This window comes from Pseudomonas sivasensis, assembly GCF_021391435.1.
GTDB lineage: Bacteria > Pseudomonadota > Gammaproteobacteria > Pseudomonadales > Pseudomonadaceae > Aquipseudomonas > Aquipseudomonas sivasensis.
On sequence record NZ_CP090029.1, the window covers coordinates 2,605,417 to 2,622,332 of the forward strand.

At 63.2% G+C, this 16,916-nt stretch carries 2 protein-coding genes; both read right to left on the bottom strand.

All coding sequences use genetic code 11. The annotated features are described in order from the left end of the window. Positions 1-42 precede the first annotated feature (42 nt). Positions 43-14,934: a non-ribosomal peptide synthase/polyketide synthase gene (locus LRO94_RS11825; protein ID WP_179179174.1), complete on the bottom strand. Its 14,892-nt coding sequence runs from the start codon at positions 14,932-14,934 to the stop codon at positions 43-45. Positions 14,935-15,065: 131 nt separating this feature from the next. Further along, positions 15,066-16,715, bottom strand: coding sequence for a cyclic peptide export ABC transporter (locus LRO94_RS11830; RefSeq protein WP_032885338.1), 1,650 nt, complete (start codon positions 16,713-16,715; stop codon positions 15,066-15,068). Positions 16,716-16,916 lie beyond the last annotated feature (201 nt).

Here is a 16,916-nt window from a genome sequence, read left to right on the forward strand (position 1 = left end):
TAGGCTGAAGCGCCGCCCCTGACCATCAGGGGCGGCGACGTTTCAACTGGCTACGGGTTGCAGCGCCAGGTGCTGCAACAGACCCTGAAGCAGGGTCGGGTGGTTAAGCATGTCGTAGTGGCCGGCGGCGATCTGTTCATTGCTCCGGGCGCTGGCCAGGTTCGATGCCGGCTGGTCGGCAATCGCCTTGGCCCACCAGCAATGGGCTTGCGCCCGGGTGGGCGGCAAGCCGTCCAGTCCCGTGGACAACGCCTTGAGTTTCATCGCTACCTGGAACGTGTGAGCCAGCTCCTCGGTGCTGATTGCGGCATACACCGAACGCGCGGCAGCGCCTGCCTGGACCTGTGCGATCAGTTGCTCCAGCACCGCGCTGTCCGTCGTCGCCCTGACGTCGAAGGTTGGCAAGGCCTCAGCCGACAGGCCGAACAGTACCGCGAGGAACCCGCGCAAGTCCTCGCTCCAGTCGTCGCTCAAGACGTCTTCGCCAGTGGGCACAAAACTGTCCACCAGGCCGAGAAACTCCACGCGTTGGCCCTGGCTTTCCAGCTCCTGGGCCACCAGCACCGCGAGGGTGCCGCCCAGCGACCAGCCCACCAGGTGGTACGGGCCGCTGGCTTGCTGCTGGCGGATGTACTGGCTGTAATCGATGGCCATGGACGCCAGGGAATCATCGTTCCACTGGCGGTCCAGCAGCATGCGACATTGCAGGCCGTAGACGCTGCGCTGTCCATCCAAGCGACGGGCCAGGGGCTCGTAGTCGAACACCGTGCCAAAACCGGCATGCAGGCAGAACAACGGCGAGCTGTGCGTCGTTTCACTGTTGAGCAGCAGCAGCGGATTCAGGCTGGCATCGTCCTCGGCAAACCCGGACAGCTCAGCGATGGTGGGTTTGCCGATCATGTCCCGCAGTTTCAGTTCGATGCCGATATCCGGCTGGCTGCGCACCTTCGACAGCACCTTGAGAATGCGCAGCGAGTCGCCGCCCAATTCAAAGAAGTTGTCGGTGACGCCTACACTCTCCAACTCCAGCACCTCCTGCCAGATCGCTGCCAGTTGTGCCTCCAACGCATTGCGCGGTGCAACGAAGGCGCGGCCTTTGAAGTCCGGGTCAGGCAGGGCCAGGCGGTCCAGCTTGCCGTTGGGGTTGAGCGGGAAGGCCGGGAGCGCGAGGATTTGCGCCGGCACCATGTAGTCGGGCAATTCCACCTGCAAAGCCGCACGCAGACGTTCGCCCAGCCCGGCCGAAGCGTCGGCCACCACGTAACCGATCAGTTGCTTGCCGCCGGCCGTATCGCGGGCGACCACCACGGCGTCTTGCACGTCGGGGATCTCGCGCAGGCGTGACTCAATTTCTCCCAGTTCGATACGGAAACCGCGGATTTTCACCTGGTTGTCCAGGCGGCCAAGGTAGTCGATCACGCCGTCGGGGCGTTGGCGTACCAGATCCCCGGTGCGATACAGGCGTGTGCCGTCGGCAGCGAACGGGTCAACCACAAACCGTTCCGCGCTCAGGCCGGGCCGCTGGTGATACCCACGGGCAACGCCTTCGCCGCCGATGTACAACTCGCCCGCCACGCCATCGGGCACGGGGTTGAGGTGTTCGTCCAGCACATACAGGGTACGTTCACCGACGCGGGTGCCGATCGGCGCGTACACCGCGTTGCAGCGTTCGTCGGCACTCACTTTCCACAGCAGCGGGGTAACCACGGTTTCGGTGGGGCCGTATCCGTTGGTCAGGTACTGCGGCTTGAGCACGCGTTTGACCAGCTCGAAGTTGGCCTCGGCCACCGCGTCACCGCCGAAGCAGTAGATGCGCACGGGCGGTGGTGCATCGGTTTGGCTGTCGCCGTACTCGGCCAGCTGTTGCAGATACGCCGGAGGGAAGCAGGCGATGCTGATGCTGTGGGCGTGCAGCGCCTGCCAGGTTTCTTCCGGTGTCCACAACTGGTTACCCCGCACCACCAGGCACCCGCCGCTTTGCAGTGTCGACAGCCAACGCTCCTGGGCACCGTCGAAGGCGAACGACATGAACAGCAATTCGCGGGTGCCGCTGTCCATCTCGTAACGCTCGGCAATCGCTTGGCAATGCATGCGAATTTGCCCATGGGTCACGGCGACGCCCTTGGGCTTGCCGGTGGAGCCCGAGGTGTAAATCAGATAAGCCAGGTTATCGTCGTGCACCTGCGGCGCCGGGCACGTCGCCGGCCAGTCCGACAGCGGCAGGCGATCCAGGTCGATAAGCGTCGCCTCGCCCAGGCCGTCGAAGCGCGACCGCAGCGAGTGCTGGCTGATCAGTACGCTCATGGCAGAGTCTTCGACGATCCACTGCACGCGGTCCTGCGGGTAGTCAATGTCCAGCGGCACGTAGGCGGCGCCGGTTTTCATGACGCCATAGAACGCGACAATGACGTCCACCGAACGCTCCAGAGCGACGCCAACGAACATCTCCGGCCCGATGCCCTGGGCCATGAGGCAGTGGGCCAGGCGGTTGGCCCGGGCATCCAGTTCGCCGTAGCTCACCTCGATCCCGTCGCACACCACCGCCACTGCGTCAGGGCGCTCCAGTGCGTGTTGACGGATCACCTGTGCCAGGTGGGCGCGTGGTGCCATGGCTGGGCTCAGCACGTTACGTTGCAGCAACAGTTGCTGTTCGGTGCCTGCCAGCATAGTGAGGCTGCCGACGTTGGCCTGGGCGTTGTTCAGCAGTTCCAGCAGCAGGGTTTCAAAGCTGCGCAGGATTTGTGCGGTGGCGGCCTCGGTAAAGCGGTTGCGCAGGTACAGGAACTCGATCTTCAGGGTGTCGCCGAGGTTGATCGCCAGGTCCATGGCAAAGTTGGTCACATCGCGGCTGCTGACGTCGCCAAAGCTCAGGCGTTCTTGCCCGGCTTCCTGCAGGCGTTCGTCCACCGGGTAGTTTTCAAACACCAGAATGCTGTCAAACAGCGGCTGGCCACCTTGGCCCGACCAGCGTTGTACGTCCGCCAGGGACGCGTGCTCGTGGTCGCGCACTTCCAGGTTATAGGCCTGCAACGCTTGCAGCCATTGGGCGACGGGCATGTGCGGTTGCGGGGTCTGGATAATGGGCAAGGTGTTGATAAACAGCCCGAGCATGTCCTCCGAGCCTGGCAGGCTGGCTGGACGACCCGCGACCGTCGCGCCGAAGCACACGGTGTCCTGGCCGGTATAGCGCTGCAACAGCAGTAACCACGTGGCCTGGATCAGCGTGTTCGGGGTGACGCGCAGACGTTGGGCCTGCTCACGCAAGTGTGCGGTTTGCAGCGCATCCCAATTCAGATACAGCGCCGCGTGGCCTTCCAATTCCATGGCCGGTTTGGGCGACAGGCTGTTGGCGAGGGACGAGGTGCCGTTCAAGTCCTGGAGCTTGGTTTTCCAGAACTGCTCCAGTACCGCCTGGGATTGATCTTGCAGCCAGCGGATGTAATCGCGGTAATGCCCGCGTTTGGCCGGTGCGGCCTGGCCGTTGTAGATCGCGAAGACTTCACCCAACAGCCGCGAGTTGGACCAGCCGTCCATGAGGATGTGGTGGCTGGTCCAGATCAGGTAGTGCGTTTGCGGGTCGAGCTGCACCAGGGTCAGGCGTGTGAGCGGCGCACGCAGAAGTTCGAAGCCACGGGCGCAATCCTGGCTCGCGAGTACCTCCAGGTCTTGGGCGGTGACGTCCCGTTGCTGCCAGTCGAGTACGTCGACAGGCATCGTCGCCGCGCGATAGACCACTTGCAGCGGTTCGGCCAGTTGGTTGTCGGCCCAGAACCCGGTACGCAGGATTTCATGGCGCTCAATCACGGCGTTCCAGGCTGCGGTGAACCGCGCAACGTCCAGGCCGGTGACCGAGACGGCCATCTGGTTCACGTACAGAGCGCTTTCCGGTGCTTCCAGTGTGTGGAACAGCATGCCCTGTTGCATCGCCGACAACGGGTAGACGTCTTCGACTTGTGGCAACGGCACCGGCAGGCGATCCAGTTGTGCCTGGCTGATCCGCGCCAGCGGGAAGTCGGACGGCGTGGCCCCCACGTTAGCGGTGTCGCAGCAATGCTCGATCAGGGCCAGCAGCTCGCGCTTGAGGTCATCGGCCAGGTGCGCAATGGTCGCTTCGTCGAACATCTCCCGGCTGAATTGCCAGCCTAGGGTCAGTTCATCACCGTATACCTGGCCATTGAGGCTCAGCCAGTTGCCCAGTGGCGCATTCAGCGCCTGCTCACGGCCGCTGCCTTCGGCGGCAGGGGCCAGCAACGAGCCCTGACTGGCATCGAAACTGCCGTCGAACTGGCCAAGGTAGTTGAACGTGATGCGTGGTGCCTGCAAGGCGCCGAGGCTGGCCCGTGCCTGCGGCGTGCCCAGGTAGCGCAGGGCGCCATAGCCAAGGCCTTTGTCGGGGATTGCCCGCAACTGTTCCTTGATCTGCTTGATGGAGTCGCCAAGGTTGGCGGCCGGCACGAGCTTGACCGGGAACAGGCTGGTGAACCAACCCACCGTGCGGGTCAGGTCGATGTCATCGAACAGGTCTTCGCGGCCATGACCTTCCAGCTCGATCAGGCAGTGCGGGGCGCCGGTCCAGCGGCTGATGACACGTGCCAGGGCCGTCAGCAGCAAGTCGTTAATCTGCGTTCGATAGGCCTTGGGCGCCTGCTGCAGCAATTGTTTTGTCTGCCGGGCGTCGAGGTGGGTATGCAGCGTGTGGCTGTGGCGATTGTCCAGGCTGCCATGGGGACGTTCGCATGGCAGGTCGGGCGTGTTGGTGTCGAGTTGCGCCAGCCAGTAGTTCAGTTCGTCCTGGGACGTCTGGTTTTGCGCGCGGCGTTGCAGGCGCTCGGCCCAGGCCTTGACCGAACTGGTGCGGGCCGGCAGCTGCACCGGCTGCTGGTCGCTGACCTGTTGATAGGCGTTTTGCAGGTCTTCAAAAAGAATCCGCCAGGACACGCCATCCACTGCCAGGTGGTGGATCACCAACAACAAGCGCTGGGTACCGTCAGCCAAGTGGATCAACAAGGCGCGGATCAGCGGGCCGTGTTGCAGGTCGAGGCTGCTTTGGGCTTGATCGCACAGGTCCGACAATTGCTCGGCGGTGGCGTCAATCTGTTGCAACTGCCAGTCGACCATTGGCCGGTACTGGGCGCTCCAGCCGCCGGGGTGTTGCGCAAAGCTCAAACGCAGGGCGTCGTGGTGCTCAATCACCGCGTGCAACGCCTGTTGCAGTGCCTCGGCCACCAGCGGTTGCGCAGGTTGGAGCAGTACCGACTGGTTCCAGTGATGGCGCTCAGGGATCGCCGTTTCAAAAAACACCTGGTGAATCGGCAGCAACGTGAGCGGGCCGGTGGCTGGGCCTTGATCGATCACCTGGGCACTTGCGCCGATACGGGCCACGCTGGCCAGGCCTTGCACGGTCTGGTGTTGGAACAGTTCCTTGGGTGTAAAGGCGATGCCTTGCTGGCGGGCGCGGCTGACCACCTGGATGGAGATGATGGAGTCACCGCCCAGTTCGAAGAAATTGTCGTTCAGGCCGACGCGTTCCAGTTTCAGCACGTCTTGCCAGATGGCGGCAATCTGCTGTTCCAGCGGGCTCTGCGGCGCCACGTAGGCTTTTTGCAGCAGGTTTGCATCGGGTTTCGGCAGAGCCTTGCGGTCCAGTTTGCCGTTGGGGCTCAGGGGCAGTTGGTCGAGGAAGATCAACTGGGCCGGCACCATGTAGTCGGGCAAGTGTTCGCTCAGACGGTGTTTGATGTCGCTGCGCAGGTCAGCTTCGTCACGGGCCTGAGTGGGCACGGCGTAGGCCACCAGTTGCCCGTCAGCCGCGATCACCACCGCTTCACGCACGCAGTCCAATTCCATCAGGCGGGTTTCGATTTCCCCCAGCTCAATGCGCAGGCCACGGATTTTTACCTGGTGGTCGATGCGGCCACGGTATTCGATCACGCCGTCAGGCCGGTAGCTGGCCAGGTCGCCGGTGCGGTACAGGCGTTGGCCATCACCGAACGGGCTGGTCATGAAGCGCTCGGCGGTGAGGGCAGGGCGGCGGTGGTAACCCCGCGCCAGGCCTTCGCCGCCCAGGTACAACTCGCCGATGACACCGGCGGGCACCGGTTGCAGCTCGGCATCGAGGATGTAGGTGGTGAGGTTGGCGATCGGCTGGCCAATCGGCACGCTGGCCTTGCCTTCTTCGCGGCAGGTCCAGTGGGTTACGTCGATGGCGGCTTCGGTGGGGCCGTAGAGGTTGAACAACCCGGCGTTCGGCAGTTTGGCGAACACCTGTTGTTGAGCGTCCACCGGCAGGGCTTCGCCGCTGCAGATGATGCGTGTCAGGCGGGTGCACTGGGCGACCTGTTCGTCCAGCAGGAACACCTGCAGCATCGACGGCACGAAGTGCAGGGTCGTGACCTGGTAACGCTGAATCAGGCTGATCAGGATGGCCGGGTCGCGATGATCGCCAGGCCCGGCAACGGCCAAGCGTGCGCCGGTCATCAGCGGCCAGAAGAACTCCCACACTGACACGTCGAAGCTGAACGGGGTCTTTTGCAGCACCGTGTCGTCGGCGGTCAACCCATAGGCCTGTTGCATCCAGCACAGCCGGTTGGTCAGGGCCGAATGCCGGTTGCCGGCGCCTTTGGGCTTGCCGGTGGAACCTGAGGTGTAGATGACGTAGGCCAGGTTTTCACCGTCAACGGCGACCTCCGGGTTGGTGTCGGCATAAGCGCTGACGTCCAGTTGATCGAGGGCCAGCACCGGCAGCGCAGCCGGAATCGGCAACTGCGTGAGCAGGTGCTGCTGGGTCAACAGCAGGCCAATGCCGCTGTCCTCGATCATGTAGCTGAGGCGGTCCTGCGGGTATTCCGGGTCCAGCGGCACATAGGCGGCGCCGGCCTTGAGCACGGCGAGCAGGCCGATGACCATCTCCAGGCTACGCTCGGTGGCGATACCGACCAGTGCATCGGGGCCGACGCCCAGTTCCATCAGCTTGTGGGCGAGCTGGTTGGCGCGCTGGTTGAGCTGGTGATAGCTCAGCTGTTGATCGCCGAACACCAGCGCCGTGGCATTGGGTGTGGCCGCCACTTGGGCTTCGATCAGTTGCTGGACGCTGTGGTGCAGCGGGTAGTGGGTGGCGGTGGCGTTCCACGCGCTGACAATGTGCTGCTGCTCGGCGTGGTCGAGCATCGCCAAATCTGCAACTCGCTGTTGTGGGTCGGCAATCAGGCTGTGCAGCAGCTGTTGCCAATGCCGCCCAAGGCGCTCGATGGTGGTGGCGTTGAACAGGTCGGTGGCGTAGGTCAGGGTCGCGCTCAAGCCTTCGGCCGATTCGCTGGTGCTGAGGGTCAGGTCAAATTGCGAGGTGCTGCCTTCCCAGTCCAATCCCTCGACCTGCAACGCCGAAGGCAGTGACGGACGTTCGGTGGCGCTGGGTTTGTCGGCACTCTGGTGGTTGAACATCACTTGGAAGAGCGGGTTGTGGCTGAGGCTGCGTTCCGGTTGCAAGGCCTCCACCAATTGTTCGAATGGCAGGTCCTGATGCGCCTGGGCATCCAGTGCATGTTGCTTGACCTGTTGCAGCAGAGCCTCGACCCGCAGGTGCGAGCTGAACTCGGCTTTCATGACTTGGGTGTTCACGAAGAAGCCAATCAGCCCCTCGGTTTCGACCCGGTTGCGGTTAGCAATCGGCACACCGACGCGGATATCGTTTTGGCCGCTGTAGCGGTGCAACAGGGTCTGAAAAGACGCCAGCAACAGCATGAACGGCGTCACGCCAACGCGATGGGCAAAGGCGTGCACGGCATCGCCCAGGCCAGGCGCCAGGGTGATTGACAGGTGGGCACCTCGGTAGCTTTGTTCCGCCGGGCGCGGGTGATCCGTCGGCAACTCCAATACGCTGTGTTCACCGGCCAACTGGCCGGTCCAGTACGCCAGTTGACGTTCGCGCTCGCAGGCTTGCATCCATTGCCGTTGCCAGGCGGCATAGTCGGCGTACTGGATGGGCAACGGTGCCAGTGCGTGAGGCTGTCCAGACTGGGCGGCGCCGTACAGGCTGATCAGTTCCTCCACCATCAACTGCACCGACCAGCCATCGGAAACGATGTGGTGCTGGGTCAGTACCAGTACATGTTCATCGTCCGCCAGGCGCAGCAGCCTGACCCGCAGCAGCGGGCCGTTTTGCAGGTCGAACAGTTGCCGGGTTTCGTGCTCCACAAAGGCCTTGATCGTGGCGTCGTCCGGCGTGCCGTTCAGCGTCTCGACCACCAACGCCAGCGGTGCCTGGTCGGCGATGATTTGGCGGGGTTGTTCGTTGTCCACCACGAAGGTGGTGCGCAGTGCTTCGTGACGCGCGATCAGTTGATTGAACGCGTGCTCCAGCGCCGCGACATCCAGCGCGCCCTTGAGGCGCAGGGCGGCCGGCAGGTGGTACGCGGCGCTGTGCGGGTCCAATTGCCAGAGGAACCACTGGCGCTCCTGTGCGTAGGACAGGGGCAGCGATTGAGTGCGTTCGACGGGCACCAATGGCAGCTCATGCTGCCGCGCGCGACCGTCCAGGCCGGCGACGAAATCCCCCAGCACGCTGCGTTCGAACAGGCTGCGCAGGGCCACATCCAGCCCCAGGGCCTGACGCACCCTGGAGATGATCTGGGTTGCCAGCAACGAATGGCCGCCCAGTGCGAAGAAGTCATCCGTGAGGCCCACCTGCTCAAGGTTGAGCACGCTTTGCCAGATTCCGGCGACCTGGATTTCCAGGGCCGTTCGCGGCGCCACATAGTGGTTTTGCTGTTGGCTGGCATCCGGCTTGGGCAGCGCTTTACGGTCCAGCTTGCCGTTCGGGCTCAGGGGCAATACATCAAGGAACATCAGGAAGCCCGGGACCATGTAGTCCGGCAGCACGGCTGCCAGCGCGGCTTTGATCGACTGACGCAGCTCTGCGTGCGGCACGGCCGTGGCCTGGGGCACCACATAACCGACCAACTGCAAACCGCTGGCTGCCGGTTGGGCGAGGACGATGGCGTCTCGCACCATGTCGTGCTCCAGCAGTCGGGCTTCGATTTCGCCCAACTCGATACGGAACCCACGAATCTTCACCTGATGGTCGATCCGGCCGACGTACTCGATCACCCCGTCGGGGGTGTAGCGCGCAAGGTCGCCGGTGCGGTACAAGCGGCCGCCACTTTGGCTGAACGGGTCGGGCATGAAGCGCTCGGCCGTCAGGTCCGGGCGATTGAAATAACCCCGCGCCAGCAACTCGCCGCCGATCACCAGTTCGCCCACCACGCCAATCGGCGCCGGGGCACCGCTGTCGTCCAGCAGGTAGATGCTGCGTCCGGCCAGGACCTTGCCGATGGGCATGGTCAAGGGCGTGGGGCGTGCGCCGGTTACATAGTCGGTGCAATCAAGGGCCGTGACCGTCACCGTGGCTTCAGTCGGGCCGTAGGTGTTGAGTAATTTGACGTGACCAAGGCCGGCCTGGCTCCACGCGGCGAGGCCTTCTGGCGGCATGGCTTCACCACCGGCGTGCACTTGCTTGAGGCGCCCGTAATCCCGTGGGCCAGCCGCGGCAAAATCCTTGGCCAGCAGGTTCCAGTAGGCCGTGGTGAGGTCGACCACGCTGATCTGGTGCTTGATCAGTGCGTGGTAGAAGGTCTCGGTGTCCCAGATTTCGGTGCCGCGCAGCACCACCGACGCGCCGCAGATCAGGGCCGGGTAAAGCTGCTCGACGAAACCGTCGAAGTTGAAGGTGGAAAACTGCAGGATGCGGTCGCCGCCATTGAGATTGAAGAACCCCAACGACACGTAGGCATGGCGAGTCAGCGAGGACTGGTTGATGCCCACGCCTTTTGGCCGGCCAGTGGAGCCGGAGGTGAACATCACATACGCAAGGTTATCGGCATGGGCACGATTGACCAGGTTGCTGTCGTCCAGATCGACCCAGGCTTGGTTCTGGTCCAGGCACAGGTGCGCCACCTCGGCAGGAATCGTCAGGCGTTCGCGCAAGTGGCTCTGGGTCAGCATCAGTTGCGTGCCGCTGTCTTCGATCATGCACAGCAACCGATCCTGCGGGTATTCAGGGTCCAGGGGCACGTAGGCGCCACCGGCCTTGAGCACCGCCAGCAAGCCGATGATCATGTCCAGGCCGCGCTCCACGGCAATCCCCACCAGCACGTCGGGCCCGACGCCCAGGCTCACCAGATGGCGAGCCAGGCGATTGGCTTGGGCGTTGAGTTCGGCGTAACTCAACTGGCGGTCTTCGAAGAGCAAGGCCGGGGCTGATGGTTGCTTCGCCACCTGGGCTTCAAACAGCTGATGAACCCGTTGTTCACTTGGGTAATCGAGGGTGGCACTGCTCCAGTCATGGAGCATCAGGTGCCGTTCTTCATGCCCAAGGATGTCCATTTCACCCAGGCGTTGCTGCGGGTTACGGACGATGGCCTGCAACAGGTTTTGCCAATGCCCGGCCAGGCGCTGGACGGTTGAGGCTTCAAACAGGTCGATCGCATAGGTGAGGGTGGCCAGCAGATCGTCGGCGGACTCGGTGGTGTCCAGCGAGAGGTCAAACTGGGTGCTGGGTAGCGTGCCTTCCAGGACTTCAAGGCTCAGGCCGGGCAGGCTGACGCTGTTTTGCGGCTGCACGCTGGCATGGTTGTACATCACCTGGAACAGCGGGCTGTGGCTGAGGCTGCGCTCCGGTTGCAGGGCTTCCACCAGTTGCTCGAAGGGCAGGTCCTGGTGAGCCTGGGCTTGCAAGGCGTGGTGTTTGACCTGTTGCAGCACGTCGACAAACCGCGCCTGGCCGTTGAGCTCTGCGCGCAGCACCTGGGTGTTGACGAAAAATCCGATCAGCCCTTCGGTTTCCACGCGGTTGCGGTTGGCAATCGGCACACCGACACGGATGTCGGTTTGCCCGCTGTAGCGATGCAACAGGGTTTGGAACGAGGCCAGCAACAGCATGAACAACGTCACGCCTTGCTGCTGGGCCAATTGCTTGAGCGACTGATTCAGCTCGTGGCCCAGCGCCAGTTCCAATTGGGCGCCGCGGTAGCTTTGCTCCGACGGCCGGGTGTGGTCGGCGGGCAGTTCCAATACCGTCTGCTCGCCGCCCAACTGTTCGGTCCAGTAGGCCAGTTGGCGCTCGCGCTCTCCGGCCTCCATCCACTGGCGCTGCCACACGCCATAGTCGGCGTATTGGACGGGCAGGTCAGGCAGGCTGACGGGTTGCTGCTGGCTGAAACCGGCGTACAGGGCAATCAGCTCCTGGATCATCACGTTGATCGACCAGCCATCGGAGACAATATGGTGCTGGGTGAGGATCAGGACGTGATCGTCATCCGCCAGTTTCAGCAGTTTGACCCGCAGCAGCGGGCCATGCTGCAAGTCGAACAACTGCTGGATTTCGTGTTCAACACACGCCTGGATCGCCTGCTCGTCTGCGCCCAGCCGTGACTCGACGGTGATCGCCAGCGGAGCGTGGGCGGCGATCCGTTGGACGGTACGCTCGCCGTCCTGGGTGAACGAGGTGCGCAGGCTTTCATGGCGCTCGATCAGGTGCTCAAAGCTGTGCTGCAGTGCCTGGGTGTCCAGATGGCCGCGCAGGCGCAGGGCCGCCGGGATGTGATACGCGGTGCTTTGAGGGTCCAGTTGCCAGAGGAACCACTGGCGTTCCTGAGCGTAAGACAGGCGCAGCGGCTGGTCGCGCGCGACCCGGACCAAGGGCGGCTCGTGGCGGACCGGTTCTTGGGCCAAGGTGGCGACGAACGCCTGCAAGGTGCTGCACTCGAACAGGCTGCGCAGGGGCACATCGGTGTTCAGGGCATGACGCACACGGGAGACGACCTGGGTAGCCAACAGTGAATGTCCGCCCAGCTCAAAGAAGTCATCGTGCAGGCCGACGGCTTCACGCTTGAGCACGTCTTGCCAGATGGCGGCGATCTGCTGTTCCAGCGGGCTCTGCGGCGCCACGTAGGCTTTTTGCAGCAGGTTTGCATCGGGTTTCGGCAGAGCCTTGCGGTCCAGTTTGCCGTTGGGGCTCAGGGGCAGTTGGTCGAGGAAGATCAACTGGGCCGGCACCATGTAGTCGGGCAAGTGTTCGCTCAGGCGGTGTTTGATGTCGCTGCGCAATTCAGCGGCGTCACGGGCTTGAGTGGGCACGGCGTAGGCGACTAACTGCCCGTCAGCCGCGATCACCACCGCTTCGCGCACGCAGTCCAATTCCATCAGGCGGGTTTCGATTTCCCCCAGTTCAATGCGCAGGCCACGGATTTTTACCTGGTGGTCGATACGGCCACGGTATTCGATCACGCCGTCGGGGCGGTAGCTGGCCAGGTCGCCGGTGCGGTACAGGCGTTGGCCATCACCGAACGGGCTGGTCATGAAGCGTTCGGCGGTGAGGGCAGGGCGGCGGTGGTAACCGCGCGCCAGGCCTTCGCCGCCCAGGTACAACTCGCCGATGACACCGGCCGGCACCGGTTGCAGCTCGGCATCGAGGATGTAGGTGGTGAGGTTGGCGATCGGCTGGCCAATCGGCACGCTGGCCTTGCCTTCTTCGCGGCAGGTCCAGTGGGTTACGTCGATGGCGGCTTCGGTGGGGCCGTAGAGGTTGAACAATCCGGCGTTCGGCAGCTTGGCGAACACCTGTTGTTGGGCGTCCACAGGCAAGGCTTCGCCGCTGCAGATGATGCGTGTCAGGCGGGTGCACTGGGCGACCTGTTCGTCCAGCAGGAACACCTGCAGCATCGACGGCACGAAGTGCAGGGTCGTGACTTGGTAACGCTGAATCAGGCTGATCAGGATGGCCGGATCGCGATGATCGCCAGGCCCGGCAACGGCCAAACGGGCGCCGGTCATCAGCGGCCAGAAGAACTCCCACACCGACACGTCGAAGCTGAACGGGGTCTTTTGCAGCACCGTGTCGTCGGCGGTCAACCCATAGGCCTGTTGCATCCAGCACAGCCGGTTGGTCAGGGCCGAATGCCGGTTGCCGGCGCCTTTGGGCTTGCCGGTGGAACCTGAGGTGTAGATGACGTAGGCCAGGTTTTCACCGTCAACGGCGACCTCCGGGTTGGTGTCGGCATAAGCGCTGACGTCCAGTTGATCGAGGGCCAGCACCGGCAGCGCAGCCGGAATCGGCAACTGCGTGAACAGGTGCTGCTGGGTCAACAGCAGGCCAATGCCGCTGTCTTCGATCATGTAGCTGAGGCGGTCCTGCGGGTATTCCGGGTCCAGCGGCACATAGGCGCCGCCGGCCTTGAGCACGGCGAGCAGGCCGATGACCATCTCCAGGCTACGCTCGGTGGCGATACCCACCAGTGCATCGGGGCCGACGCCCAGTTCCATCAGCTTGTGGGCGAGTTGGTTGGCGCGCTGGTTGAGCTGGTGATAGCTCAGCTGTTGATCGCCGAACACCAGCGCCGTGGCATTGGGTGTGGCCGCCACTTGGGCTTCGATCAGTTGCTGGACGCTGTGGTGCAGCGGGTAGTGGGTGGCGGTGGCGTTCCATGCGCTGACCATCTGATGTTGCTCGGCGTGGTCGAGCATCGGCAGTTCGGCCAGTCGCCGCTGCGGCCCGTCAACGAGGCTTTGCAGCAAGCGCAGCCAGTGCTGTCCCAGGCGTTCAATCGTCGCCGCGCCGAACAGTGCCGTGCTGTACTCGATGCTCGCCGTGATCTGTTGTGGCGTGTAGTCCACGTCCATCGACAGGTCGAACTTGGCCTCATGTTGCGCCACCGGCAGGAACGCCAGGCTCAGCTCACCCAGCGTCAGAGCGGCCGGTTGATCCTGGCTCACCCGCCAGTTGAACAGGGTCTGGAACAACGGGTTGGCCTGGGTGCTGCGTTGCAGCTGCAAGCGCTCGATGATCAGTTCAATCGGGTAGTCGGCATGTTCCATCGCCGCCCGCGATTGCTGGCGCAGCGCTTGGAGAAACTCGCCTGTGGTCAGGTCGTCGGTGAGTTGCGTGCGATAGATCTGGCTGCTGACGAAGAACCCCACCAGGTCCTGGGTCTCGCTCTGATTACGGCTGGCATTCGGGACGCCAACGGTGAAATCCTGCTGGCCGCTGTAGCGACTGAGCAGCAGTTGCCAGGTGCCCAGCAGCACGATAAACGGCGTCAGGTCCTGTTGCTGGCAGAAGCTGTGCAACTGTTGGCTCAGGGCTGTGGGCACTGACAGTTGAAGATTGCCGGCACGGTGTTGTTGTTCGGCATTGCGGGGGAACTCGGTAGGCAGGTCCAGCGTGGGAATCTCCCGTCCCAGGTAACCCGCCCAATAGTCGGCGGCCCGCTGTTGTGCCGGCGTGTTCGGGTACTCCTCGCGCTGCCAGCGGGCGTAGTCGGCGTACTGGATGGCAGGTCGCGCCAGCGGCGTGGTATCGCCCTGGCAGGCGCGTTGGTAAGCCTGGATCAGGTCGTGCATCAGGATCGGGTTGGACCAGGCGTCCGAGACGATGTGGTGCATGTTCAACAGCAGGATATGGTCGTCGCGCTCAAGGGTGATCAGGGTGGCGCGAATCAGTGGTGCGCGCCCCAGGTCAAACGGTGCACCGGCCTCGGCGGCCAGGCGCTCAGTCACGGCGGTGCTACGGGCGTGCGGTGCCAGGCCTGAGAGGTCCTCTTCGCGCACGTGGATGCGGGCTTGCGGGTCAAGCACTTGCCGGGGTTCATCATCGACGGTCTGGAACGCGGTTTTCAGCACGTCGTGCCGGTCGATGATCTGCTGCAAGGCCGCGGCGAGCGCCGATGTATCCAGCGGCCCGCGCAGGTGCAGCGCGTTGGGAAGGTTGTAGGCGCTGCTGTCGGGCGAGAGTTGTTGCAGGAACCACAGGCGTTGTTGGGCGAAGGACAGGGGAGTGGGGCCGCGATGGGTGGAAGCCTTGATGGAATGCTCTGAACCGACGTCGTCGGCCATCAACAAAGCCAGCAAGTCGTCGTCGGGGAGTTGATTCAGTGGGTTCATGTTTGGTCTCGTCGCCATCGGCTGCGTAAATATGCGTTGTCAGAAAGACGAAGCGTGGCCGACGAGATTTAGGTGTGACGTGGGACTTGGCAGGCAGCGGCGAGCGGCAGGGCGCTCGCCGGAGGGGGAGGTCAGGCGAAGGCTTTTTCGGTAATGACGCGCCCGGCTTCCATGCGCACCAGTTGGTCGGCGATATCGAAGTAACGATCATCGTGGGAGATCACGATGATGGTCTTGCCCAGGCGCTTGAGGTCCGGCAGCAGCTCTGTGTAGAACACGCGGCGGAAGGTCGGGTCCTGGTCGGCGGCCCACTCGTCGAAGACCAGCACCGGACGCTCGTCGAGCCAGGCGTTGATCAGCGCCAGGCGCTTGCGCTGCCCGGTGGAGAGGTCGGTGGTGGTGAAAGCGCCATCGCGGATGCTGACCTTGTGCGCGATTTCCATGCGCTCCAGGTATTGGTTGGCGTCGTCCGGCAGGGCTTTATCGCTTTGCACCAGTTCGTCGAACAGGTAGTAGTCGGCAAAAATGGTGGTGAACATCTGCCGGTAATCATCCAGGCCGTGGGCGTCCACCGTTGTGCCGTTGAGGCGGATCTCACCTTGCTGCGGGGTGTACAGGCCCAGCAGCAGTTTGATCAGGGTGGTCTTGCCGCAGCCGTTTTCGCCGACGATAAACAGGATTTCCCCAGGCTCGATGGTCAGGTTCACCGGGCCCAGCTTGAAGGGCGCGCTGCCTTCCACGGGCGGAAACGCGTATTGCACGTCGCGCAATTCCAGATGCTTCATGGTCGGCGTGCGGCTCTCATCGGCGTCAAGCAGCAAGTGCGGTTCCGGCGACGAGAAGCGTTCGGACAGGTCGGCAATGCGTCGAAAGGCGATCTGCGCGCGGCTGATGATCGGCAGGTTGGCGATCAGGTTTTCCAGCGGGCCTTTCATGTAGAGCAGCACCAGTACAAAGCCGCTCATCATGGCCGGGTTGTTGCTGGGCCAGAACGATTGCAGGGTCAGTGCCAGGCCGATGACCACAAAGAACAGCATCGAACCCAGGCTCTTGGCGATCACGAAAATATTGATCGAGCGCACGTGGGTGTCGCAGATGTGGTCGGCGGTGGCCTGGATGTTGCGGGTCAGCATGGCGTGACGGCGCTTGCGATGGATCCGCAGTTCCTTGGCGCCTTCGGCGATGGCCGAGTAATGCTTTTGCAGGTTGTCTTCAGCTTCCCGCGCGGCGTAGAAGCCTTTGATGCCTTTGCTTTGCGCGATGAACTGGATCGCCGAGCCGATGCCGATGGCCAGCAGGGTCATGATGAAGATCGGCAGCGAGAGGCTCGCCAGGTAGCCCAGGCAGCCGAGGATAACGGTGATGGAAATGGCCAGCGGAGCGAAGGCGAAGGCGAAGTCGCTGATGGTGTCGACGTCGTGGGTCAGCACCGGAATAAGGCGGTGACTGCGGTACCGTTCGATCTGTTCGATTGGCGCTGACAGCACCTTGGCGCCGAGGTCCTTGCGCAGCCTGGCGATGACTTTTTGGCCCACGAAGTTGCTGCCGATGTCGGCGGCAATGCTGCTGAGCAGGGCGAGTAGGCACAGCCCGGCAAAGGCCAGGACCACTGCGGTGGTGAGGCCGGACTCGCTGTGCAGGCCCTGGTTGACCGTGGCAAGCAGAGCCGTGACGCTCACCCCTCCAAGGATGCCGAACAGAATCGACAGAATGACGGTGTAGCGATAGGGCTTGAGCAGGCTCAAGAGTTCGCTGAGGGCGCTACGCGGTTTTGCAGTCATGAAACTACCTCGGTCGCGACGTGGCTACGTGCTAAGGGCGAGTGGAGGCCCGGCGATCCATTTGATCGCTCGCGGGCTTTTGTAGAAGACGTTTCGACTACGGCGCGATTTAGCCTCATTGCGTTGGGCACGGGCCCTAAATTTGTCCGCCAGCCCCACGTTATAGATTGGATGCGGCCATGTTCCATGACCGGCACCCGT

Coding starts and splice junctions, on each gene's coding strand:
- LRO94_RS11825 (WP_179179174.1), bottom strand. CDS start 14,934: ATGAACCCACTGAATCAACTCCCCGACGACGACTTGCTGGCTTTGTTG.
- LRO94_RS11830 (WP_032885338.1), bottom strand. CDS start 16,715: ATGACTGCAAAACCGCGTAGCGCCCTCAGCGAACTCTTGAGCCTGCTC.